19 protein-coding genes are annotated in these 22,532 nt (G+C 66.7%); 9 read left to right on the top strand and 10 right to left on the bottom strand.

All coding sequences use genetic code 11. The annotated features are described in order from the left end of the window. Positions 1–112: 112 nt before the first annotated feature. Positions 113–1,777, top strand: coding sequence for a CHAT domain-containing protein (locus PVW49_RS19185; RefSeq protein ID WP_274591309.1), 1,665 nt, complete (start codon positions 113–115; stop codon positions 1,775–1,777). A gap of 3 nt (positions 1,778–1,780) precedes the next feature. On the opposite strand, the gene PVW49_RS19180 is transcribed toward PVW49_RS19185, so the two are convergent. The 6 genes from PVW49_RS19180 to PVW49_RS19155 form a co-directional block, all read right to left on the bottom strand. Then, positions 1,781–4,471, bottom strand: coding sequence for a hypothetical protein (locus tag PVW49_RS19180; RefSeq protein ID WP_274591308.1), 2,691 nt, complete (start codon positions 4,469–4,471; stop codon positions 1,781–1,783). Positions 4,472–4,476: 5 nt separating this feature from the next. After that, positions 4,477–5,547 (bottom strand): serine protease, encoded by a 1,071-nt coding sequence (locus PVW49_RS19175; RefSeq protein ID WP_048530528.1) that lies wholly within the window; start codon positions 5,545–5,547, stop codon positions 4,477–4,479. Positions 5,548–5,603: 56 nt separating this feature from the next. Continuing rightward, complete coding sequence (locus tag PVW49_RS19170) at positions 5,604–7,619, bottom strand: caspase family protein (RefSeq protein ID WP_074835387.1); 2,016 nt, start codon at positions 7,617–7,619, stop codon at positions 5,604–5,606. A gap of 63 nt (positions 7,620–7,682) precedes the next feature. Further along, on the bottom strand, positions 7,683–9,083 hold the full coding sequence (locus PVW49_RS19165) for a patatin-like phospholipase family protein (RefSeq protein ID WP_274591307.1): 1,401 nt from the start codon (positions 9,081–9,083) through the stop codon (positions 7,683–7,685). A gap of 69 nt (positions 9,084–9,152) precedes the next feature. Then, complete coding sequence (locus tag PVW49_RS19160; RefSeq protein WP_274591306.1) at positions 9,153–10,529, bottom strand: sensor histidine kinase; 1,377 nt, start codon at positions 10,527–10,529, stop codon at positions 9,153–9,155. Further along, on the bottom strand, positions 10,526–11,272 hold the full coding sequence (locus tag PVW49_RS19155) for a response regulator transcription factor (protein WP_244526431.1): 747 nt from the start codon (positions 11,270–11,272) through the stop codon (positions 10,526–10,528). The genes PVW49_RS19160 and PVW49_RS19155 overlap by 4 nt, the downstream gene beginning before the upstream one ends. 235 nt (positions 11,273–11,507) lie before the next feature. On the opposite strand from PVW49_RS19155, the gene PVW49_RS19150 reads away from it, so the two are divergent. From PVW49_RS19150 to PVW49_RS19135, 4 genes are all read left to right on the top strand, one after another. Continuing rightward, positions 11,508–12,146 (top strand): hypothetical protein, encoded by a 639-nt coding sequence (locus PVW49_RS19150; RefSeq protein WP_274564481.1) that lies wholly within the window; start codon positions 11,508–11,510, stop codon positions 12,144–12,146. Between the two features lie 10 nt (positions 12,147–12,156). Continuing rightward, on the top strand, positions 12,157–14,274 hold the full coding sequence (locus PVW49_RS19145; protein ID WP_274591305.1) for a caspase family protein: 2,118 nt from the start codon (positions 12,157–12,159) through the stop codon (positions 14,272–14,274). A gap of 71 nt (positions 14,275–14,345) precedes the next feature. Further along, a complete protein-coding gene (locus PVW49_RS19140; RefSeq protein ID WP_274591304.1) occupies positions 14,346–14,597 on the top strand; it encodes a hypothetical protein in 252 nt (83 codons plus the stop codon). Continuing rightward, positions 14,594–14,971 carry a type II toxin-antitoxin system death-on-curing family toxin gene (locus PVW49_RS19135; protein WP_274591303.1) on the top strand — a complete coding sequence of 126 codons (378 nt, stop codon included), beginning with the start codon at positions 14,594–14,596 and terminating at the stop codon, positions 14,969–14,971. The genes PVW49_RS19140 and PVW49_RS19135 overlap by 4 nt, the downstream gene beginning before the upstream one ends. Positions 14,972–14,974: 3 nt before the next feature. Here the strand turns inward: PVW49_RS19135 and PVW49_RS19130 are convergent, their stop codons facing one another. Beyond that, a complete protein-coding gene (locus PVW49_RS19130; RefSeq protein WP_048530514.1) occupies positions 14,975–15,853 on the bottom strand; it encodes an NAD-dependent epimerase/dehydratase family protein in 879 nt (292 codons plus the stop codon). Positions 15,854–16,004: 151 nt separating this feature from the next. On the opposite strand from PVW49_RS19130, the gene parE reads away from it, so the two are divergent. From parE to PVW49_RS19110, 4 genes are all read left to right on the top strand, one after another. Next, on the top strand, positions 16,005–17,963 hold the full coding sequence (gene parE / locus PVW49_RS19125; protein WP_074835397.1) for a DNA topoisomerase IV subunit B: 1,959 nt from the start codon (positions 16,005–16,007) through the stop codon (positions 17,961–17,963). A gap of 3 nt (positions 17,964–17,966) precedes the next feature. Further along, the gene (locus PVW49_RS19120) at positions 17,967–18,611 is read left to right on the top strand and encodes a DUF2971 domain-containing protein (RefSeq protein WP_338020399.1); all 645 of its coding nucleotides are present in this window, start codon (positions 17,967–17,969) and stop codon (positions 18,609–18,611) included. A 443-nt stretch (positions 18,612–19,054) separates the two neighbouring features. Continuing rightward, positions 19,055–19,183 carry a hypothetical protein gene (locus PVW49_RS19115; protein ID WP_274591302.1) on the top strand — a complete coding sequence of 43 codons (129 nt, stop codon included), beginning with the start codon at positions 19,055–19,057 and terminating at the stop codon, positions 19,181–19,183. 303 nt (positions 19,184–19,486) lie between these two features. Beyond that, entirely contained in the window at positions 19,487–20,200 is a 714-nt protein-coding gene (locus PVW49_RS19110; protein ID WP_048530508.1) for a DUF1194 domain-containing protein, read from the top strand. A gap of 62 nt (positions 20,201–20,262) precedes the next feature. On the opposite strand, the gene rpmB is transcribed toward PVW49_RS19110, so the two are convergent. From rpmB to meaB, 3 genes are all read right to left on the bottom strand, one after another. After that, a complete protein-coding gene (gene rpmB / locus PVW49_RS19105) occupies positions 20,263–20,553 on the bottom strand; it encodes a 50S ribosomal protein L28 (protein WP_048530507.1) in 291 nt (96 codons plus the stop codon). A gap of 166 nt (positions 20,554–20,719) precedes the next feature. Beyond that, positions 20,720–21,514 (bottom strand): alpha/beta hydrolase, encoded by a 795-nt coding sequence (locus PVW49_RS19100; protein ID WP_274564492.1) that lies wholly within the window; start codon positions 21,512–21,514, stop codon positions 20,720–20,722. Next, on the bottom strand, positions 21,511–22,488 hold the full coding sequence (gene meaB, locus PVW49_RS19095; protein ID WP_048530503.1) for a methylmalonyl Co-A mutase-associated GTPase MeaB: 978 nt from the start codon (positions 22,486–22,488) through the stop codon (positions 21,511–21,513). Before meaB ends, PVW49_RS19100 begins: the two co-directional genes overlap by 4 nt. Positions 22,489–22,532: the final 44 nt, after the last annotated feature.

Below are 22,532 nucleotides of genomic sequence, written 5' to 3'. Positions count from 1 at the left end.
ATTTACCGGATTATCGCACTGATTTTGTCACCATTCCCAAGGTTTGAAATCGCCGGATTTCGTGAGAAACTGCGGCTCCGAGTGGTTTTGCGCCCCATCGCGGAGGTTCGGCATGATCCGTGACATTTTCCTGGCAATTGTCCTCTGGTCGGTGTTGACCCCGCCGCTTTCGGCCCAAACGCGGGCCGAGATTCGCGACCGGGTCTTTGTCACCGCCCAGCGCGCCCAGGCCTCGGCTGCCGGACAGGCCCTGGCCCAGGCCGCTGGCCGGATTGCCGCCGGCACCGCCGGGCTCGAGGCGCTCCTGCGCGAACAGCAGGACATCTCCAAGGCGATCTCGGACCAGCGCACGGCCCTGGCCAAGCTGGCCGCCCAGCCCGGCGCCGAGGCCGAGCTTTCGGTCAGCCGGCTGCAATCCCAGATTGCCCGGGGCCGCGACAAGCTGGCGGCACTCGATGTCGAGCTGATGGCCGATTTCCCCGAATTTCGCGAGCTGACCAACCCTGCCCCGCTGTCCATCGCCGAGGTGCAGGCGCTTCTGCGCGCGGACGAGGCGCTGGTGATGACGATGACGGTCGACAGCTACCTTTACACCTGGGCGGTCTCGCCCACCGCCAGCGCCTGGACCCGGGCCGAACTGGCGCGGGCGGATTTGCGCGCGCTGGTCCAGGGCCTGCGCGCCCAGTTGCGTGTGGCCCAGGACAACCGGGCCGGCGTCTCGCTCAACAAGGCGGCCCGTGCGCCGAGACTGCCCGGCTTCGACCGCGCCGCCGCCCACCGGATCTATCAGCACAGTCTGGCGCCGCTCGAACCGGTGATCGGCGGCGCGCGCCATCTGATGGTGGTGTTCGACGGGCCGCTCACGTCGCTGCCGCCCGCCGTGCTGGTCGCCCGCCCGCCCGAGGGCGCGGACACCGCGCCGCAGGCCCTGCGCGAGACCGACTGGCTGCTCAAACGGCACGCGCTCACCAGCCTGCCCAATGTCTCGGCGCTGCGGGCATTGCGGCAGGTGGCCCTGCCCCGGCGCGCCGCGAAAGCGCCCAGTTTCCTCGGCTTCGGCGATCCCCTGCTGGGCTACCGGCTGGCGGCCGAAGACGGTGCGCCGGCGCCCGAGGCGGCACAGGTCGTCACCCGGGGCGTCTATGAGGATGTGCGCCGGGTCGCCGATCTCGCCCCGCTGCCCAATACCGCGCGCGAGCTGCGCCGGCTCGCCGCCACTATGGGCGCCCCCGAGGACAGCGTGTTCCTCGCCCGCGCCGCCACCGAAACCGCCGTCAAGTCGCATGATCTCAGCCGCGCCGACGTGGTGGCCTTTGCCACCCACGGGCTTCTGGCCGACGGGCTGCCGGGGCTGGCCGAGCCCGCGCTGGTCTTTACCCCGCCCGAGACGCCCACCGCGCTGGACGATGCGCTGCTGACCGCCTCCGAGGCGGCGCAGCTCAAACTCTCGGCCGATCTGGTGATCCTCTCTGCCTGCGACACCGCCGGGCCGGACGGCAGCCCCGGGGCCGAAGGTCTCTCGGGTCTCGCCCGCGCCTTCATCTATGCCGGTGCGCGGGCCATTCTGGTGTCGCATTGGCCGGTCGACGATTACGCCGCCTCGGTGCTGACCACCGGCATGCTCGAACGGATGTATGGCAGCGATGCCCGCAGCCGGGCCGAGGCGCTGCAACTTTCGGCCCTCGAAATCCTCGCCGACACCCGCGAAGACCGGTTCGCCCATCCGCGCATCTGGGCGCCGTTCGTGGTGGTGGGCGAAGGCGGGCGCGATCGTTAGGGCTCAGGGTTCGTCCGGCAGGGTCTGGGCATAATCCCAGCCGATCATCGCCTCCCAGATCGCCCGGTCGCGGTAGCCCCCCGGATCGACATCCTGCGCGCCTTCGGCCAGACGGATCGACAGGAGCCAGTCGGTATAGATGTCGTTGCTCTCGACGATGGCGGCAAATCCCGGTGCCAGCGCGCCATTCCAATAGTTGGCGATTGCCCGCGACTGGCGGGTAAAGGATTGTTCCCGCCGCCAGTCGATTGCCGGGTCGTCGTCGATCTCCGCCTCGGCCCGGTCGAGCGTGGCCAGCACGTCGGGCAGATCGGCGTAATTGGCCTGTGCGTCGGCCTTGATGCGCAGCAGGATCACCCGGTCGAGCGGCTCCAGCCGCGCCAGGATCGCCGGGTCGCCCAGCACGCCGTCAATGAACTCGGCCGCCTTTTCCGGGCTGTCCGTGCGCCACCACAACGCCGTTGCGGTGCTCTGATAGATCTCGCCGATCAGGTTGGGTCGCGCGGTCAGCGGATCGATCAGCCGCAGGGCCTCCTGCGACAGCGAATGCGCCTCGTTCACCCGGTCGAGCCCCAGCAAGAGACCCGATTGGCGCGACAGCAGATACGCCACCTCGTCAACCCGGTGATACCGCGAGGCCCGCATCGTCTCGACCGCCTGCCGCATCCAGTAGAGCGCATCCTCCGTGTTGCCGCGCCAGCCATGGGCATTGGACAGCGCGAATTGTGTTGCGTAATGCAGCGAATGGCCCTCCGGCACCATGGCGCCGATGCTGCTGACGATGGTGCCCAGTTCGACCAGGGCCTCGTCGCTGAACACGCCGGTGCGCGAATTCATCACCTTCACCAGCCGCAGGTAATCGCGCGACAGGGTGAGGGTCGGAAAATCGGCAAGCGCCGCAAGGGTCTCGTCCATCAGCGTCCGGTTCAATTCGGGGTCCATCTGGCCAAAGGCCATCTCCATCACGACGGTGGCGGCAAAAATGTCCCATTGGGTCTTGCGACGTGCCGGATCATGCGCCGCGAACCAATCGGCCAGCACGGCGCGCATGGCCGCGCTGTCATCGCGGCGGAAGTGGTAGAAGGCCAAGAGCGCGCGGTAGATGCTGCGCTGCTCGGCGCTCATCGCCGGCAGCCGCGCGCCAAGCCGGGCAAAGGCGTCCTGCGCCGCATCGGGGTCGTGCCCGGTGCCCCAGACCCGTGCAACCGCATCGATCAGGTCGAAGATCGGCGCGCCGGGCGGCAGGGCGCCGCTGGCCAGGGCGCTTTCGCGGGCCTCGGCAAGCGCGGCGACGCTGGCATCGTGATGCCCCTTCAGCGCCAGGGACAGCGCGCGATTGAGGCGATAGAACGTGGCCCCGCGGCCCGCGGCCCCGGCATGGCGCGCCAGCACCGGATCGAGCAGCAGGTAGTTGCCCTCGAAGAACAGCCGCAGCACGTCGCGGCCGTCCGGCGCCAGATCGAAGCGCACCGCATCCACCGCGCCAAGCTCTGACGCGAAGGCGAAATCGGCCATGCCGGGATGCAGGATGTCGATCTTTTCCCGCGCGCTCTGGGCGATCCAGTGATTGGCGCGGTCGACCGCGCGCACTTCGGCATAGGCCTCGCGGTAGAGCCTCTGGCTCTCGTCATCTTTGCCGATGGCCGCTGCGGCCGAGGCCTGTTCCAGAAGAATGCGCGCAATGGCATGTGGCGGCGTGCCGGTCTGGCGCGCGATCTGCACCTCATCGGCAAAGAACCGATAGGCCTTGGCGCTTGTCTGGCCATACCGGATGACCAGCCCGAGATAGATGATGCAATTGGTCAGATCGGCCCCGGTGATCTGCGCCTCGCGGTAATAGTCGTATTCCTTTTGCAGCAGCTCGAGCGCGGTGTCGAAATCGCCGTTCTGCGCCAGAAGCGCCCCAAGATAGCCGCGAAATCCGGCAATTCGACGGAGCGGCATGTCTTCGGCGGCTTCAGCGGCGGCCACCAGGTTGCGGGCCCGGCGGATGGCCCGGCCAAGGTCATCGTCTCTGGTATGATCCTGATCGATGTCGCGGTAGTTGATGATCAGAGACAGCTCCAGCGGAATCGGCCAGTCGCTGCTCCAGTTGTCGAGGAATTCATCGGTGATCTCGCCCGCGTCCTCGCGAAACAGATCGGTGACCACAAGCGCGAGGTTGTACAACGCGATGCCATAGGTCTCGGCCAGGTCGGGCCGCCCCCGCGCCGCCGCAACACCATTGCGCAACAGCACCTCGCCTTCGGCTTCGCGCGACAGATTGATCAGCGCCGCCCCCTGAAGAACGCTGGCGGCCACGCGGTTGGGATGGTCGGGAAAGCCGTCGGCCGTCAGCCCGGTGGCGACCGAGGCGGAAAACCGCAAGACTTCCCGCCAGTCGCCGGTGTCATAATAATAATGGGCCAGCCCGAGATTGGGATAATGATCGGCGACCGAGGGGTAATCCTCTTCATAGGTGATCTCGTTCACCGCCTCGAGCCGCTGCAACGCGGCCTCATGCTCCCCGGCGCGAAGGAGCTTCAGCCCCGCGTCGACCTCGGCAATGATCTCTTCGGCGGTCGGCAGGCCGGGCGTCGGCGCGAGGTCGCCCGCCGCCCGGGCGACCAGGCCCGGCAGGACGAGGCAGGCGGCGCAGAGCAGCCGGGCCAGCCACGGGCCGGCCCGGTGGAATGTCTGCGGCCGCCGCGCCATCCGCCTCAGTTGCTGCTGACGGTCTGGTTCAGCCAGGGCACGAATTTCGACGCCTTGGTATAGACCGAGAACATCGCATCCTCGGCACAGGTGGTCGAGCCGTTGCCGACAAGCCCCCAGCTCACCACACCCGCTTGGATGTAGCTGCCGTCGGTCAGCGGCACCACCAGCGGCCCGCCACTGTCACCCTGGCACGAAGTCTTGCCGCCCTCGAAGGTGCCCGAGCAGATCATGTTGGGCGAAAGCGGCAGCGGCGCCCGCGCCAGCATCTCGGACCAGACCTCCTCGGTCTGCCGCTGGTCGAGCTGGAAGGCGCCCGCCGCCTCCATCACCCGGGGCGCGGCAAAGCCGGCACGGGCCTCCATCATCGCATTGTTGCAGGCGTCACGGCTGATGATCTGAATCTCGGCCTGCATCATCGCCTCGGTCCGCTGGGCACCGTTCACCAGCCCCCAGCCGGTGACGATCGTCGGCACGCCCTGCTGATCCAGCTGTTCGCCGAATTCAGTGTCGGGTACGTTGATCGTCTGATAGGCCGCGCTTGGCGCACGGGCGAGCTTGATCAGGGCGATGTCATTGTCGAACAGGCGGTCGTCATACTCGGGGTGGCGGTAGACCCCGGCCACCGGCACCCGATCGCCCTGCCCGTCGGCAATGGTGTTGGTGCCGACGAGAATGTCGAACTGTCCCGGCTCGAGCTGAAAATTGCCGCCATTGCCGTCGGCCATGTAGATGCAATGCGCCGCCGTCAGCACCCAGGTGTCAAGCACCAGGGAGCCGCCGCAGAACTGTGCGTCGGGGGTCGAGGGCTGGCCGGCCACCATCAGTGCCACCTGCCAGGGCCAGGCGCCATCGGCCGCCACTTCGCCGCCGATCACCCGGTCGCCCGCCGCCGCGGCCTCGGCCTTCTGCGCTTCGAGCATGGCTTCCTTGGCGTCGGATTTGGCAAAGGCAAAGGGATTGACAGTGTTGGGATCGCTCTGCGCCCCGTCGGGCATGCCCTGGGCAAAGGCCGGGCCGGTACAGGCAATGAGCCCGGCCAGTGCGGCGGAGAGGAAGGTCTTTTTGTCCGTCATGGGTTTCTATCCTTTTTTGACGCTAATGTGCGGGGTGAAAGGGGCGGCTCGGCCGGTCAATCCGGCACCAGCCTGATGGAAAAGCGGGTCACCTCGAGCGGCGTCAAAGCACCGGGAAGCGAAAGATTGCGGGTCGCCGCATCCGGCAGGGTCGCCTGCAACAGCCAGGCCGCCGCGCCGGGGGTATCTTCGGGAATGGCCCGGGTCGGCGCCGGATCGGCCAGCGCGGTCAGCACGGTGCGCGGCGCGTTGTCCCTTGCCGGCACGGTCAGCACGATGATCTCTTCCAGCCCGTGGCGCTGTGGCGCCGGGTTCTGGATCAGCAGCCCGGCCTCGACGGTTTCGTCAAAGCCCACCCGGTTCGACAGGCCGGCCTCGGGCCAGATCGCCGAAATGCGGTTGTCGGCGTCGATATACAGCACGGTCACATCGCGTGCCGTGCGAGAAGGGTTCTTGATCTCCAGCCAGAGCTGATCGCAATGGCGGACGGTCACCATCTTGCTGACCGGCTGTTCGGCTTGCACCGTGCCGCTGTCACAGCCCGCCCCGCCGCCGGTCACCGGCACATGGGTCAGGCCATATGTCGGGCCGAAACCGCTCAGCGTCAGCCCGGTACGCCCGGCGGACACCTGCTGCGTGGCAGAGCGCACCTGAAACACCCGCACCGCCCGCTCCAGCAGATCAAGCAGCCCGTCCGGTGCCATCGCCCGGGGCGCGCTTCCGGGGCCGGCGCCATCGACGATGCCGTCGCGCCCGGCCAGCGCCAGCGCCCCATCGGTCAGAACAAGGGTGTAATCGGCCGGCCCCTCGGTCCAAACCACGCCATCGGGAGCCCGTGCTGCCCGAAGGCGCGCGATCTCTTGTTGCAGCGGGCCATAGTCCGCGCCATCGGCGACGATCGGCCCGGCCAGCCGCACCGGCTGCGGCTGGCCCGGCGATTTGAGCCGGGCGAATCCCCGGGGCGGCAGCGCCCCGGTGGCCTGCATCCTGGCGCTGGTGGCTTCGAGCGCGGTCACGCGCGCCTCGGCCAAGGCCGGCCCGTCGGAAGAGGCAAAAATTTCGTAAATCGCGCCTTGCCGCACGCCCTGCAAGGCACCGGCCTGCAACCTGTCGCCCGCGGTGCGGATCACCGGCGCCCGCGGCTCTGTCTGGCCCAGCACCGCCCGCTCGAGCAGCGGGCCCTCGGCGTCGGGCGTCTGGGTGGCCGGGGCATTGGCGTTCATCTCGGCCATCGCCTGTTGCAGGAGATCGGCCCAGGTCAGCGCCGCGCCGCTTTCCAGCGCCATGGCCACCGCGCGGGTGAAATCGCCGTACCAATTGGCCGGATCCGCGGGATCGCCCAGCGGATATTCGAACGCCCGCTGGTTCTGCTGCGCGGCATAGAGAAAGACGAAATCGCCGACGAGCGGCGGAGCGGCCGGTGCCGCGGTTTCACCCTCGGACAGGTCGGACGGCATGGCCAGCAGCGATGGCGCGATATAGCGCGCCACCGGCGCGGCGGCGCTGTCGGGCAAGGCGCGAAAGCCGGTCTCGGAGTAGCAGGCATCGAGCATGGCGACCACGGATGCGCCGGTATCGAGGATCGCTTGCAGCGGCGCGGTCATCTCGTCGTCGACGATCGCATTCTCGACCGTGCCGATGGCGCCGTTCCAGCCCTTGGCGTCAGCCGGCAGGAAGATCTCGTCAAATCCGCCCTGCTCATCGCCGTTCAGGTCCGGCATCTGGGTGCCGTGGCCGGAGAAATAGAACACCGCCTGGGTTTCGCCGTCGGATCGTGCCGCCAGCTCTGCCAATCCGCCCAGGATCGCCGCCCGGGTCGGTTCGCCGGCGTTGGTCACCCCCTCGGGAAGCCGGGCCGAGGGCGCGGCCAGTACCGTGATCCCGGAGGCCTTGGCTCCCCGTGCCATCAGTGCCCGGGCCATCAGGCCGACATCATTGGCCGGGCCGCGCAGATCGGCATCGAGGTACCGATACTCGGAAACCCCGACCAGAAGCGCGCGGATCTCGGCGCTTGCCGGGGCGGCGGCGCTGGCGAAGATCAACAACGAGAGGGCGGCAATGGCGCGTGTCATGGCCCTGATCTTGCCGCTCCACCCCCCGGCTTCAACTTTTGCGCCTCTGGCTGACTGCATTTGTCATTCTCTCCGGATCGGGCTGATACGGCGCGGCGACGTGCCACTGCCGCGCTGCGCCAGCAGCGGGGCGGTCTCGACGTACCCTGCGGCGCGCAGAAATCCCTGCACCTGGGCATTCTGCCGGGTCGAGAGCCGGCCGGCGGCAATGGCAAGATCGACCTCTTCGGTCGCCAGCCGCAGCCGCGTGGGAATGGCGTCGAGCGTCTCACGCATCGCGTCCGGCAGGCCGCGGAACGCGACCTGGCCGACAAAGAACTTGATGTCGCGGCAATCCCAGCCCGCGAGCGAGCCGCGCAGACGGCGCACCTCGGCCCGCCCGAGACCACAGCGATAGTCCACCAGGTCGCGTTCCCAGTTCGCCACCTGCAACCGCATCGCATCATAGCCGGTCCGAGAGGCCGCGCCCATCGAGGCATTGGCGATCGAGGTCGCCAGTTGCACCCCGCCGGGGCCCCGCAGCCGCTGTGTCCAGGCCAGATCGCGGCGGACCCCGGCATCGGCCACCAACAGCAGCGCGCGTTTCAGCGTCACCGCCTGCGCCGGCGTCAGCGGCGCATAAGGCGTCTCGGCCCGGGCGCGGGCCACGGCCAGGCCGGTGGTGCCGAAATTGTCGGTGATGCCGCCATCGAGCAGCTTGAGGAATTTCACCGCGCCGCCGGCATAGCTTTCCAGCGCCTCGGCATGGGCGATCATCGCCGCTGTCGCCTCCGGGTTGTGGCGCGCGGCGGTGAGCCAGCCGGGCTCGGTATAACCGCATTTGCCGGCATGCGCCTCGAGCACGATCGGCGAGAACACCAGCGGAAAGGCCGCCGAGGCGGCCACCGCATCGGAAATCGGAAAGCTGTCGAGATCGGAGCAGAGCGCGTCGAAGGTCTCGGGGCTGAAGAGGAAGGTCACCTTGTTGGCGATGTCGGTGGCGTTGATCCAGGTGGTGATCTTCGAGCGCCGCGCCAGATCGCCGAAGGTCGCGCCGTGAAACAGCGCCTCGTCGAGATAGCGGCCAAAGGTCTCACGCCCGTTGGCGCCGCCGGAGATCCCGCGCGCGATGGCCAGCGGGTTGACCGGCGAATTGGCCATATAGCGTTCGGCATCGGTGATCAGATAGGTCTCGCGGTAGCCTTCGACCGCGCCGGGCCCGTAAAGGCCGAAATGCGCCGCGGTGACCGATCCGCCCGACACCCCTGTGACCAGCCGCACCTCGGACAACATGCCGAAAGGCGCCGCCTCGGAACGCGACAGGGCGCGCAACTCCTCCAGGACGCCGTGGGCAAAGGCCGAAGCCCGCATGCCACCGCCAGAAAAGGCGAGGCCGACATACAGCTCGCCGGCGTCAGCCGCATGATTGGCAGGAAACGGCGTATTGCGCCCCTCGCTCAGCGCAAGGTTCAACGGTTTGTTCAAAGCGGCGCAGCCGGAAAGCATAATAGCCAGCGCGAGCGCCGCCACCCTCCCCAGGTGCATGAATTGTGCTCACGAATCGATTAAGTCTGCGTCAAGCTTATGGAAGGCGATGGCAATCGCAAAACCTTTCGGCCGCGGCGGCAGGTCGAGCTTGGCGCCATGGCGCGCCGCAATCGCCTGTACCAGCGCGAGGCCGAGCCCATGGCCGGCCTTGTCGCGGTCGCGTGCGGCGCGGGTGAACCGCTCGAAAAGATCGGCGCGCAGCTCCTCGGGCACGCCGGGGCCGGTGTCGGCCACCTCGAGCACATGGCGCGCCCCCTGCGGCGTCAGACGCAGGGTGACGGTATCGCCGGGGGCGCAGAACTTGATCGCATTGTCGAGCAGGTTGGACATCAGCTGCGCCAGCAGCGAGCGGTCGCCAAGGATGTGCAGGCCCGGCGGCGCCTCGATGCGACAGGACAGGCCACGGTCCTCGGCGACCGGTTCGTAGAGGTCAAAGACCTCACGCGCGGTCCGGCTCAGGTCGAGCGGCGCGAGACCCGGGCGCTGCCCCTGCTCGGCCAGCGCGCCCGAAATGTCGAGCAGGGCGTCAAAGATGCGGATCGTGCCGCGCAGCTCGGCACGGATCTCGCCCACCAGCTCTGGCTGGCCTTCAAGCTGGTCGAGTTTCTGCTGAATGCGGTTGAGCGGCGTGCGCAGCTCATGCGCGATGGCATCCGACAGCCGGTTGGTGGCGGCGTTGAGGTTCTGGATGCGGTCGAGCATGGCATGCACGTGATCCTCGAGCGCGCCGAATTCATCCGCGCTGCGCGCGCCCGGCAGCCGCGCCGCCAGATCGCCCGCCGCCACCCGGTCGGCCAGCGCGTTCACCCGGTCGATGCGGCGCAGCACCAGCCGGCTGACGAACCCGCCGGTCAGCGCCGCCATGCCCAGAAGCGCCAGCGCCATCCACAGGATGGTGCCACGCATCTCGGCCAGGGTGTCGGTGGTGACAGTTGTGGCGCGGGCCACCAGCAGAGGAAAGCCGCCGGGCAGGACGCGGGCGATGCCGGTGTATTCCGCCCGCCCCGGCGGCAGGGAAAACACCCGCGGCGCGGCCTCGGTGACGCCGCCGGCCATCGCCGGCAGGTCTTCGGGCCAATCCGGCAGATTACCCGCCAGCGTCCGCCCGTTGCGGTCCTGCAAGAGATAGAGCGCGCGGCCCTGCGGCGTCTGCGCGGCGCGCTCGGCGATCGCCTGCCGCAGCGCCGGGATGCGACGCTGGTCGTAGAGTTCGGCGAAACTGTCGATGTCGGATTGCAGCAGATCGGCCTGCTGCCGCTCCAGCGCCTGGGCGGCGGTGCGGTATTGCACCGCCATCGCCATCACCGCCATGAACAGGATCAGCCCGGCGATCGCCAGTGTCAGGCGCAGGCTGGCCGAGCGCGCCAGCGGCACCCGCCTCATGAAACGCCCCGGCCGGGATCGAAGATATAACCTTCGCCGCGCGCCGTGTGGATCACCGGCCGCCCCGCCGCCGCCTCGAGCTTGCGGCGCAGCCGGCCGACATGGACATCGACCACATTGGTCTGCGGATCGAAATGCAGCTTCCAGACATGTTCCAGCAATTGCATCCGCGTCACGACCTGCCCGGCATTGCGGGCGAAATAGGTGATCAGCTCGAACTCTTTGGGGCTGACCGGCACATGCTCGGTCTTTACGTGCACGGTGCGCGCCTTCATCCGGATCTCCAGGGCGCCAAAGGCGATCAGGTCGTTGTCGAGCACCGTCATCTCCTGCCGTCTCAACAATGCCCTGAGCCTTGCGCGCAGCTCTTCGGGGTCGAAAGGCTTGGCGAGGTAATCGTCGGCGCCTTTTTCCAGCCCCTCGATCTTGTTGGCGGCGCGGCCCAGCGCCGAGACCACGAGTATCAGCGCCGTGGAACCGCCCGCCCTGATCTTGGCGATGGCATCGACACCGTCGCCGCCGGGCAGCATCCGGTCGAAGACCACCACCGCGAAATCGGCCAGACCGGCGGCCGTGACCCCGTCGTCAAAGCTGCGCATCACCACCGGCGCACAGCCGAGATCGCGGACCGCCTCTGACAGCGCGCGGGCGGCGGCGGCATCGTCTTCGACGATCAGAATACGGCGCAAGGGCGCAGATTTCGCGGGGTCGGCCGCTTCCAAGGTCATCTCCTCTACGGACATCACTGCCTCCAGATCAAAGGGTATTTGTCGCAGGGTCAAGCACATCCGCCGGATGACGGCGCGGGGCTGCATCACGGTCTCCTGCAAAACCCGTGGCCGGCCAAGGCTAGGCAACCGCCGCGCATCGCGCACATGAAAAGCCCCGTTAAGTGCGCCAAAGCCACAACAAATCCTTTGAAACACCGCCCCGACCGCTCAATATCGGGCCAAAGTGATTGCTTTGGGAGTGTTTCAGATGATCCGATTGCTCACCTCCGCCGCCCTGGCGCTGGCGCTTGTCGCAGCCCCCGCGCGGGCCGACCGCACCATTGCCCAGACCGCCGCGCTATCGGCCGAGCTCTACCTCGCAGGTCTCGAGGCGCGCGATCCGCTGCTGGTTCTGGCGGCGGCGCGGCTGCGCAAATCCGTGGCGCTGTCCGAGGTCGCGCGGGCGGTGGACAAGGACATGCCCGAGCCCGAAGACATCGCGGCCGAGGCACCGCTGGGCTGGCAGGAGATGCTTGAGACGGCCGAGGCCATGGCCCCGGAAGACGCGATCATCACGACACTGGCCGAAGACATCCGCGCCGAATCCGCGCGCGGGGTGAAGACCGGTCAGCTCTATTCGATCACCGCGATCCGCAATGGCGGCACCGACACCTATCCGCCGATGACCTATCGCGGCGGCGAATATGCCGATGTCTATGTCGAAGGCACCGGGCAGGCCGATCTCAACCTCTTTGTCTATGACGCCCAGGCGCGGCTGGTCTGTTCCGATACGGACATCTCGGCGATTGCCCATTGCGGCTGGACCCCGGCGCAGGACGCGCCGTTCACCGTGGTCGTGCGCAACAAGGGGCGCGGCAATTCCGGCTATTCCCTGATCACCAACTGAGAGGCCCGCCATGCTCCGCCCCGTCGCCGCCGCCCTCGCCCTGTTCATCGGTTTCACCCCCGGCGCGCTGCTCGCACGCGAGGCCCGTGCCTTGCTGATCGGCGCCTCGACCTATCCTTCGCTGGATGAGCGTTTCTGGCTCAAGGGGCCGGCCAATGATGTCGACCTGGTGGCCAGATATCTGGCCAGCAACCCCGTCCTGCCCTTTGCCCCCGACAACATCGTCGTTCTGGCCGACGGCGTAGATGGCGGCAGGGCGCCGACGCTGGCGGCGATCCGGGCGGAATTCGCCGCGCTGGCCCAAGAGGTCGCCCCCGAGGATTTTGTCTACCTGCATTTCTCCGGCCATGGCTCGCAAGCGCCCGCCGCCGATCCGGCAAGCGAGCTGGACGGGCTCGACGAGATATTTCTGCCGGTGGACATCGGCCCCTGGAACGACACCGTGGGCCAGGTCGAGAACGCGCTGGTCGACGACGAGATCGGCGAGATGATCGATGCCATCCGCGCGCGCGGCGCCGATGTCTGGGTTGTCTTCGACAGCTGTCACTCCGGCACCGCGACGCGCGCCGCCCCCGGCGCAGGCGAGGTGCGGATGCGGCAGTTGCCGCCGGATGCGCTCTCCATTCCGGCCGGGGCCATGGCAGAGGCCGCAAGCCGCAGCCGGGCGCTGCCCGACCCGCGCAGCCCGGCCGATGCGCCGGTCGAAGCGGTCGGCGACGATGGTGAAACCGGGCGTCTGGTGGCCTTTTTCGCGGCCCAGACCAATGAAACCACGCCGGAAAGGAACATGCCCAAGGGACAGGCGAACCGCCGGATCCAGGGCGTCTTTACCTATACGCTGTTCGAGACTTTGGCCGAGCGCCCCGGCATCACCTATCGGCAATTGGCGCAGGAGGTGCTGCGCAAATACGTCAGCGGCAACCTGGCGCGATCAACGCCGCTGTTCGAAGGCGACCTCGATCTGCCGGTCTTTGGCCAGGGCACGGGCGACCGCATCCTGCAATGGCCGGCGCGGCCGCAGGGTACGGCGCTGCGCATCGACGCCGGGCAGCTGCACGGGCTGAACCTGGGCAGCGAATTGCTGCTGCTGGCCTCGCCCGCCGATGCCGATGACGCGGCGCTGGCCAGGTTCACCGTCAGCGCCCTCACCACCTTTTCGGCGCAGGCAACGGGCGACTACAGTCTCGATGCGCTGCCCCCCGGCGCGGTGCTGCGCAAGATCGGCACCGCGCTCGACCTGTCGCTGACCGTCGCCCTGCCGGCGCCCGGAACGGCCCCGGCCGAGGCCCTGGATGCCGCCCTTGGGGTGATCGCGCGCGACGGCCTGACCGGCCCACGCATCCGATTTGTCCCCGCCGGCGATCCCGAAGCCGATCTGCGTCTCGCGGTCTTTGCCGACAGCCCGCGGCCCGATGCGCTCTGGTTCATGTCGGCGGCCGGTATCGTCGATATCGACGAGCTGGCGCAGGTGCCCTCGGTGACGACCGGCGACAAGGACGCGACGCAACTAGCCCGGATGGTGGCGGAAAACCTGACCCGGATGTCACGCGCCCTGAACCTGATGAAGGTAGGCGCGGCAACTGCCGGCGCTTCGGCGCTCCGGGTCGAGGCCGAGATGGTACGCGGCCGCTACGACGCTGCGCGTGAACAGGTGCTGCCGGCCTCGCGCGTGGCGTTTTCCGGCGCCTCGGTGCCGCGGCTGGTGCCGGACGACACCCTGGGGCTCAGGCTGGCCAATCCCACCGAGGCGCCGGTGGATTTCAACATTCTCTACGTCGGTTCCGATTATTCCATCACCTTCATCGACAATGGCCGGATGCAGCCGGGCGACAGGCTTGACGAGGATTACATCCTGATCACCGGCGACAGCTTCGGCCGCGAGCGGGTGATCGTTGTCGTTTCGCCGGCGGCCGCGGGATCGGCAGTCGAGGATCTGTCATTCCTCGCGCAGGACGCGGTGGCACGCAGCCGCGCCGCGCCGGCCGGTCCGCAGGGCCTGGCCGACCTTTTGGCAACGGCGGGGTTCGGCGACACGACCCGCGCCGCCATCTCGCTCTCGCGCAAGAAGAAGGCAGCGGAGCCAGTGCCCTTGTTCCTTCAGTTCGAGGTCGAGACGGTACGGCCCTGAGCCCTGCCCTGCCTTGCAAAACGTGCGGAAAAGTGTATATTGAAATACACATTCCAATCAGGAACACCGCCATGGTCACCCGTCTTCACACCCGCAACATCTGCACCATGACCGAGCTGCGCGAGCCGCAAAAGGTCTTTGACCGCGCCGGCGGCGAGCCGGTGGCGATCATGAAGAACTCGAAATGCGTGGGCTATCTGGTGCCGGAAGAGGCCACGCTCGACGGCGAACCGCGGTTTGCCTCGATGGATGAGGTTCTGGCTGCGGTAGAGGATACCCGCAAACAGGCGACGCCGGTCCTCGAGTATCTGAAGGACAAATGACCTTTGTTCTGCTCAACGCCGAGCAAGTCGAAAGGCTGCATGATCTAATTCTCAATCCGGGCGAATTGCCCGGACGCGCTCAGGACAAATCGCTGGAAGGTGCCTTGGGACGGGTCGACAATCGCCTGATCTATGGGATGATCGGCGATGTCTTCGACCTTGCCGCCGCTTATGCCAAAGCAATTGCCACCGGCCATTGCTTCAACGATGGCAACAAGCGCACTGCCTATCGGACAATGCTGGTGTGTCTACGATTGAACGACATTTCGATCGAGCATGAAACCGTGGACATCGGCGATCGCATCATCCGCCTCGCCCAGGGCCATCTGGACGAGGCGAGCTTTGCCGAATGGCTGCGCGGCCAGGCCGGCTGAGCCCTATCCGAGCACCTCGCGCCAGGAATGCGCGGGCTGGAAGCCCAGCATCTCCTTGGCCTTGCGGTTGCTGTAGAAGGTCTCGGCCTCGCCCATCTCGCGGCGCAGCGGCACACCGTCGTAAAACCGCGAACGGACCTCGGCGTTCGTCAACCCGACCGAAAGGTCGTCGTTGGCAACGTTGAACACCTCATAACCCAGCCCGTCGGTCTCGAGGCATTTCTCGACCATCTGCCCCAGGTCGCGCACGTCGATATAGGCAAATATGTTGCGCCGCCGCAGCGAGGGATCTGCCATGTAGGCCGGGAAGTCGCTGGCGTATTCCTCGGGCGCGATCACGTTGTTGATCCGCAGGCCATAAACGTCGATCCCGGACCGGGCCTGAAACGACCGCCCGCAAGCCTCGTTGCAGACCTTGGACATGGCATAGCTGTCATGCGGCACCACCGGATGCTCCTCGTCCACCGGCAGGTAGTCGGGCTTTACCTCGCCCTGGGCGAAACAGATGCCATAAGTGGTCTCCGACGAGGCAAAGATCACCTTGGGGATGCCCAGTTTCACCGCCGCCTCCAGGATGTTGTAGGTCGACAGGGTGTTGACCCGAAAGGTCTCGTTGTCGGGCTGGATCAGGATGCGCGCCAGCGCGGCGAAATGCACCACGGCGTCGAACTTCGGCACCTCGGGCCGGTCAAGCTCGTCGAACCCCGACAGGCTCGAGAGCGCATTGAACACCTGGCCGCTGTCGGTGAGATCGACCGACAGGTTGTCGGGCTCCTGCGGGGCATTCAGATCGAGGTTGAGCACCCGGTGTCCCCGCTCGCGAAGCCACGGAACGATATGCCTGCCTGCCTTGCCGTTGCCGCCGGTGAATGCGATGCGCATGTCTGCCTCCCTGATTGTGGTTCTGCGGATAATCGCCACCATGGCGCCAATGACAAGCCCGTTCGGGCGCAGTGGGCGATCCGCACCCTTCCCCCGCCCGGCGCGCTCTGCCATACTGCGCGCCAATCAAGAGCAACAAAGAGCAGCGGACATGGCCGACGATCTTCTTACACCGGTGGACCCTTCTGACTACGATGCCAGCCATATCGAGGTGCTCGAAGGGCTGGAACCGGTGCGCAAGCGGCCCGGGATGTACATCGGCGGCACCGATGAACGCGCGTTGCACCACATGGTGGCCGAGGTGCTCGACAACTCGATGGACGAGGCCGTCGCCGGCCATGCCAACCGCATCGAGGTCGAGCTGCACGAAGATTTTGCCATCACCATCCGCGACAACGGCCGCGGCATCCCGATCGACCCGCACCCGAAATTCCCCGGCAAATCCGCGCTCGAGGTGATCCTCTGCACGCTGCACGCCGGCGGCAAGTTTTCGGGCAAGGCTTACGAGACCTCCGGCGGTCTGCATGGCGTCGGCGCCTCGGTGGTCAATGCGCTCAGCGATTCCATGGTTGTCCAGGTCGCGCGCAACAAGGAGCTCTTCGAGCAACGGTTTTCCCGCGGCCTGCCGCTGGGCCCGGTTGCCAAGGTCGGCGCCGCCCCCAACCGGCGCGGCACCACGGTGACCTTTCACGCTGACGAGGAGATCTTCGGCAAGCACCGCTTCAAACCCGCCCGCCTGCTCAAGATGGTGCGTTCCAAGGCCTATCTGTTCTCGGGCGTCGAGATTCGCTGGAAGAGCGCCATCGAGGATGGCGAGACCCCGACCGAAGCCACCTTCCACTTTCCCGGCGGGTTGTCGGACTACCTGACCGAGACCCTGGGCAGCGCGTCGACCTATGCCGAGAAACCCTTTGCCGGGACGGTGGATTTCAAGGAGAAATTCGGCACCCCGGGCAAGGTGGAATGGGCGATCAACTGGACGCCCTCGCGCGACGGGTTCATCCAGTCCTATTGCAACACCGTCCCCACCCCCGAGGGCGGCACCCATGAGGCCGGCTTCTGGGCCGCGATCCTCAAGGGCATCCGCGCCTATGGCGAGCTGTCGAACAACAAGAAGGCGGCGCAGATCACCCGCGACGACCTGATCACCGGCGGCTGCGCGCTGGTCTCCTGCTTCATCCGCGAGCCGGAATTCGTCGGCCAGACCAAGGACCGGCTGGCCACCACCGAGGCCTCGAAGCTGGTCGAGGGCGCGGTGCGCGACCATTTCGACCACTGGCTGACCTCGGACACGAAATCCGCCGGCGCGATCCTCGATTTCCTGGTGCTGCGCGCCGAAGAGCGGCTGCGGCGGCGGCAGGAAAAGGAAACCGCGCGCAAGACCGCCACCAAGAAGCTGCGCCTGCCCGGCAAGCTGGTGGATTGCTCGGCCACCTCGCGCGAGGGCACCGAGCTGTTCATCGTCGAGGGCGATTCGGCTGGCGGCTCGGCCAAGATGGCGCGCGACCGCAAGACCCAGGCGCTGCTGCCCCTGCGCGGCAAGATCCTCAACGTGCTCGGCGCGGCCTCGTCCAAGCTTGGCTCGAACGCCGAAATTTCCGATCTGTCCCAAGCGCTTGGCGTCGGGCTGGGCACCAAGTTCAACATCGACGATCTGCGCTACGACAAGATCATCATCATGACCGACGCCGACGTCGACGGCGCCCATATCGCGGCGCTCTTGATGACCTTCTTCTTTACCCAGATGCGGCCGATGATCGACCGCGGGCACCTCTACCTCGCCTGCCCGCCGCTGTTCCGGCTGACCCAGGGGGCCAAGCGGATCTATTGCCTCGACGAGGCCGAGCGCGACATGTGGCTGGAGAAGGGCCTCGGCGGCAAGGGAAATATCTCGGTCTCGCGCTTCAAGGGTCTGGGCGAGATGGACGCCAAGGACCTGAAGGAAACCACGATGAACCCCGAGACGCGCAAGCTGATCCGAGTGTCGATCGACGAGGACGAGCCCGGCGAGACCGGCGACCTGGTGGAGCGGCTAATGGGCAAGAAGCCGGAGAAGCGGTTCGAATATATCCAGGCGAATGCGAAGTTTGTCGAGGAGCTGGATTTTTGAGGGATGCGGGTTTACAAATTCCGAACAGCTAAAAGAGCGCTTGAAATAATTAGAGACAAGCGAATTAAGATCTCGAAAATTTCCGAGCTCAACGATCCGTTCGAGTTTATGGCACCCGCTTTGCGGAAAAGGAGCGACCGAAACGCTTGGAAAGAGATGCGAAATAGGCTCGCCTCGAATCGAGGGGTGATCTGTTTCAGTTCAAGCTGGGAAAACCCAGTTCTGTGGAGCCATTACGGAGACTCTCACAAGGGAGTCGCACTGGGCTTCGACGTAAGAGACGAGTTTCTGGCAGACGTGGTCTACGAACCAGAAAGACTCACAGTGAACGACATCACTCAATTGTCCGACAATCAAAAATTCAACCTTGTTGAGAAAGCATTTCGTACGAAATTTATGCATTGGAAATACGAAAGTGAGCTTCGACTTTTCACATCTTTGACGGAAGAACGTGACGGACAGTTTTTCATGGAATTGGGCGAAGATTTACAGCTAAAAGAGGTAATTTTAGGTGCCAATTCCGCTGTGGAGCGGAATGAGATAGAAAACGCTTGGGGCGGTTCGCAAGATCTCGAAATCGTCACGGCCAGGTTGGCCTTCAAGTCTTTCAAAGTTGTGAAGCAACTGAACCCTGCGTTCCAGAGGTAACGGAAGCCGGGCCAGCGCCTGCCCGCGGGATGGCGCTGCTCCCTCCGTTCGACAGCGCTTTATCCCAGCCAAGCACAGCCCACAGACATTCGGCGCACCAACCCCAGCCAGAGCGCCAGCCCGTCACGCCAAAGGCGTGCCACTTGAACTCGGCGGACCTCTGGTGCGACGGGGCGGGCAGGCGCTGGCCCGGCGGCCTGCGGCCTTGATTCCGGGCCGGCGAGAAGCGCGACCGACGCGAACATCGCACAACCGCGCCCGCGATCATCCCTCTTGCGAGCGCCCCGTCACAGGCGTAAATTCCCCGCCGCAGCCCCGGTGAGGACGACTCACCCCTGCCGCTTCCCAAGGATCATCGCCCCGCCGAAACGGGCAACCCTGATCGTCTGACGATGCGACGGCCCGTGGCAATTCCGCTGCGGGATATCCCTCGGAGATCACCCATGTCCAAACACAAGAACCGCGGCAACAAAGAAGCCAAGAAACCCAAGCAGGAAAAACCCAAGGTCCTCGCCACCGCGCATTCGAGCCTCGGAAAACCGCTCAACATCGGGACGCCCAAGGCCAAGTGACCCGCGCAGGGCACATGGGGCGGCCTGTTCAGGGCCGCCCCATCGCCGTTCACAATGGAGGGTTGATATTTTGACGAGAAGTGACCCGCCCCGCCGCGTAGCGGCTCTGACCTTCCGGCCCGATACCGCTTCAGGGGTGTGCGCTTTGCGGCGGATCACTTATCGCGTGTCCTTGGTATAGCGCGCCCCGCCGCCGCAGCGCAAAAGCGCATTGGGCGAAGCTGCCTATCCCGAAGGATAGTCGCCCCGCCCGGTGACACAAACGTGAGCCGCCCGCCGGCCGCATGCCGCTATCGTGGCACCATGCGCCAGCTTCTGTTCTGCCTCCTCCTCGCCCTGCCCGCCGCCGCGCTGGCCCAGGACACCGATCTCGAACTGGTGCTGCTGGCCGATGCCTCCGGCTCGATCGACAGCCGCGAGATCGCCTTTCAGCGCCAGGGCTATGCCGCCGCCCTGACCGACCCCGAGGTTCTGGCCGCAATCGCCGGCACCGCCTATGGCACCATCGCCGTGACCTATATCGAATGGGCCGAAACCACCGCCGTCATTGCCCCCTGGACGCGGATCGACGGGGCCGAGGCGGCAGCGGGATTCGCCGCCCATCTGCTGGCCCAGCCGCGTCAGGCGCGAGGCCGCAACGCCATTGGCGGCGCGCTGCTCGAAGGGCTGCGGCAGATCGAGCAAAACGACATCCAGGGCTGGCGGCGGGTGATCGATTTTTCCGGCGACAGCGCCAACAATCATTCCGGGCCGGGCATTGCCGAGGCGCGGGCACAGGTGCTGGCGGCGGGGGTCACGATCAATGCCCTGCCGATCCTGCGGCCCGGCGATCCGGGGCGCGCCCAGGGCGGGCTCGAGGCGCTCTATGAACAGCGGATCATCGGCGGCATGGGGGCCTTCGTGGTCACCGCCGAAAGCCGCGCCTCCTTTGCCGAGGCGGTCAAGCGCAAGCTGGTTCTGGAGATATCCGGCGCCCTGCCCGGCGCGCCGCACTTGGCACAGGCGCAAAAAGAATAACCCCCGCCGGGTGGGCCGACGAGGGTCTGACGGCCCCGAAAGGCCGCGGTACATCAGAAAGTTCAGGCCTCGGCGGCTTGCGCTTTCATGATTTCTTTCTTGACCTTGAGCGCTGCATCGGACAGCTCGGCGTCCTTGGCTTTCGCCAGGAACTTGTCGAGACCGCCACGGTGGTCCACCGAGCGCAGGGCCGAGGCCGAGATCCGCAGCTTGATGCCACGGTTCAGCGTTTCGGATTGCAGGGTCACGTCGTTCAGGTTGGGCAGAAAGCGACGTTTGGTCTTGTTGTTGGCGTGGCTGACGTTGTTGCCAGTCATCGGGCCTTTTCCGGTCAGTTCGCAGCGGCGCGACATGTGATCATCCTCATCGTTTCAGAGCAGGACATCGAACCCCTTGGCCCGGACGCGCCCCGCAAATATCAAAGGGCGCCGCATAGGCCGCGCCCGGAATCTGGTTTGCAGGCTATTACGCGCGCGGCCGGGGATCGTCAAGAGCCTCGTGACAAAGCCGGGCGGTTCTTCAACCCGGCTCCGCCGCCAGCGTGGCCGCCCGGACCCGGGCGGTGCGGGCCAGCGCGTGGCGCCCGGTTTTCTCTGCCTGCGCAGCCAGATGGCGCCAATAGGTCGGGCTCCGGCGCCGGGCATTGCGATGCAGCATCACGATCCGCCGCACCGGCACCCGCGGCTTGCCGAGCTGCGCCTGTAACTTGCCGAACCGCCCGGCGTCGCGCAGCACCGCCGTCGCCGGATGTCCGCCGCCGGCCAGCCGGGCGATCCGCATGCCAGCAAAGGCCATCCCGATCAACGCGGCATGGCGGATATCGAGCGGCCGGAACGGATCGGCGAGGATCACCCCCTGCACCGGTGCGCCACGCGGCGACAGATCGCCGAGCACGTCGTCGAAGCCGCTGGCGCAATCGCGGTAGCGCCGGTCGAAGGGCACCTGCCGCGGCGAGATCGAAAACTGCGGCGACACCGCGATGATCCGGCGCAGCCGCAGCGCCGCGGCAAAGCGAAAGGCGGCATACCCCCCCATGGAGAATCCCATCGCGCAGGCGTCGTCATAGCCCGCCGCATGCGCCACAAGCGCCGCCTCCAGCGCCTCGGTCTCCGGGTTGATGTACCAGTCGTTCCAGCGCGATTGCAGGTGCAGGTGGCTCATGCCCGCATTGGTAAAACTGCGCACCGGGCGCGGATCGCCAAAGTGGCCCGGCTCGGCAAGTCTTTGACGAAAGCTGACAAAAAGCCCACGCTGGCCCGGATTGAACAGCGTGGCGCGCAGCAGCGCCCCGTCAAAGAGGGTCTCCGACCTCATCCGCCGAGGTGCCGGGTCACCATGTCCCGTGCCGCCTGCGCCGGGGTCGTGCGGCCCTCGGCCACCGCGTCTGACAACGCCTGCATCGCCTCGCGGGCCGCCGGCGCTTGCAGTCGCGCGAGCAGTGCCTGCCGCACCTCCTCGGCAAACCAGTAGCGTGCCTGATCGGCGCGGCGCGCGTCGAAATGGCCCTCGTCTCGGCGCCAGCCGGTCAGGGCCTGCATCTCGTCCCAAGCGGTCTCCAGCCCCTGCTCCTCGAGCGCCGAGACGGTCAGCGCCTTGGGATAGCCCGGCGGATCCTGCGGCCGCTTGCGCAACAGGCGCAGGGCGCCGGAATAATCCGCGCAGGTTCGCGTCGCGGTGGCTTTCAGGTCACCATCGGCCTTGTTGACGAGGATCAGGTCGGCCATTTCCATGATGCCGCGCTTGACCCCTTGCAGCTCGTCGCCCCCCGCCGGCGCCAACAACAGCAGGAAGAGGTCCGACATCTCGGCCACCACCGTCTCGGACTGGCCCACACCGACGGTCTCGATCAGCACCACGTCGAACCCGGCGGCCTCGCAGAGCCGCACCGCCTCGCGGGTGCGCCGCGCCACGCCGCCCAGATGCGACTGGCTGGGCGAGGGGCGGATAAAGGCGTTGCGGTCGCGCGAGAGCTGTTCCATCCGCGTCTTGTCGCCGAGAATCGATCCGCCGGAACGGGCCGACGAGGGATCGACCGCCAGCACCGCCACCCGCTTGCCCTGCCCGGTCAGCATCAGACCGAAGCTTTCGATGAATGTGGATTTGCCGACGCCGGGCGTGCCCGAAAGCCCGATTCGCAGCGCCTGCCGGTCGGATAGGCGCAGATGCTCCATCAGCTCGGTGGCCCTGGCCCGGTGATCCGCGCGCTGGCTTTCGATCAGCGTGATCGCCCGCGACAGCGCCCGTCTCTCTCCGGCAAGAACCCGCTCGGCCAGTTCGGCAATCTCCATCTCGTCCCTCACTTTACTGCGACCGGCATCTTTCCGCACAGAGC

This window comes from Marinovum sp. PR37 (genome assembly GCF_028807375.1).
Lineage (GTDB): Bacteria > Pseudomonadota > Alphaproteobacteria > Rhodobacterales > Rhodobacteraceae > Marinovum > Marinovum algicola.
The sequence above is the reverse complement of the archived record's forward strand: the minus strand, read 5'-3'. Positions and strand labels throughout refer to the sequence as shown.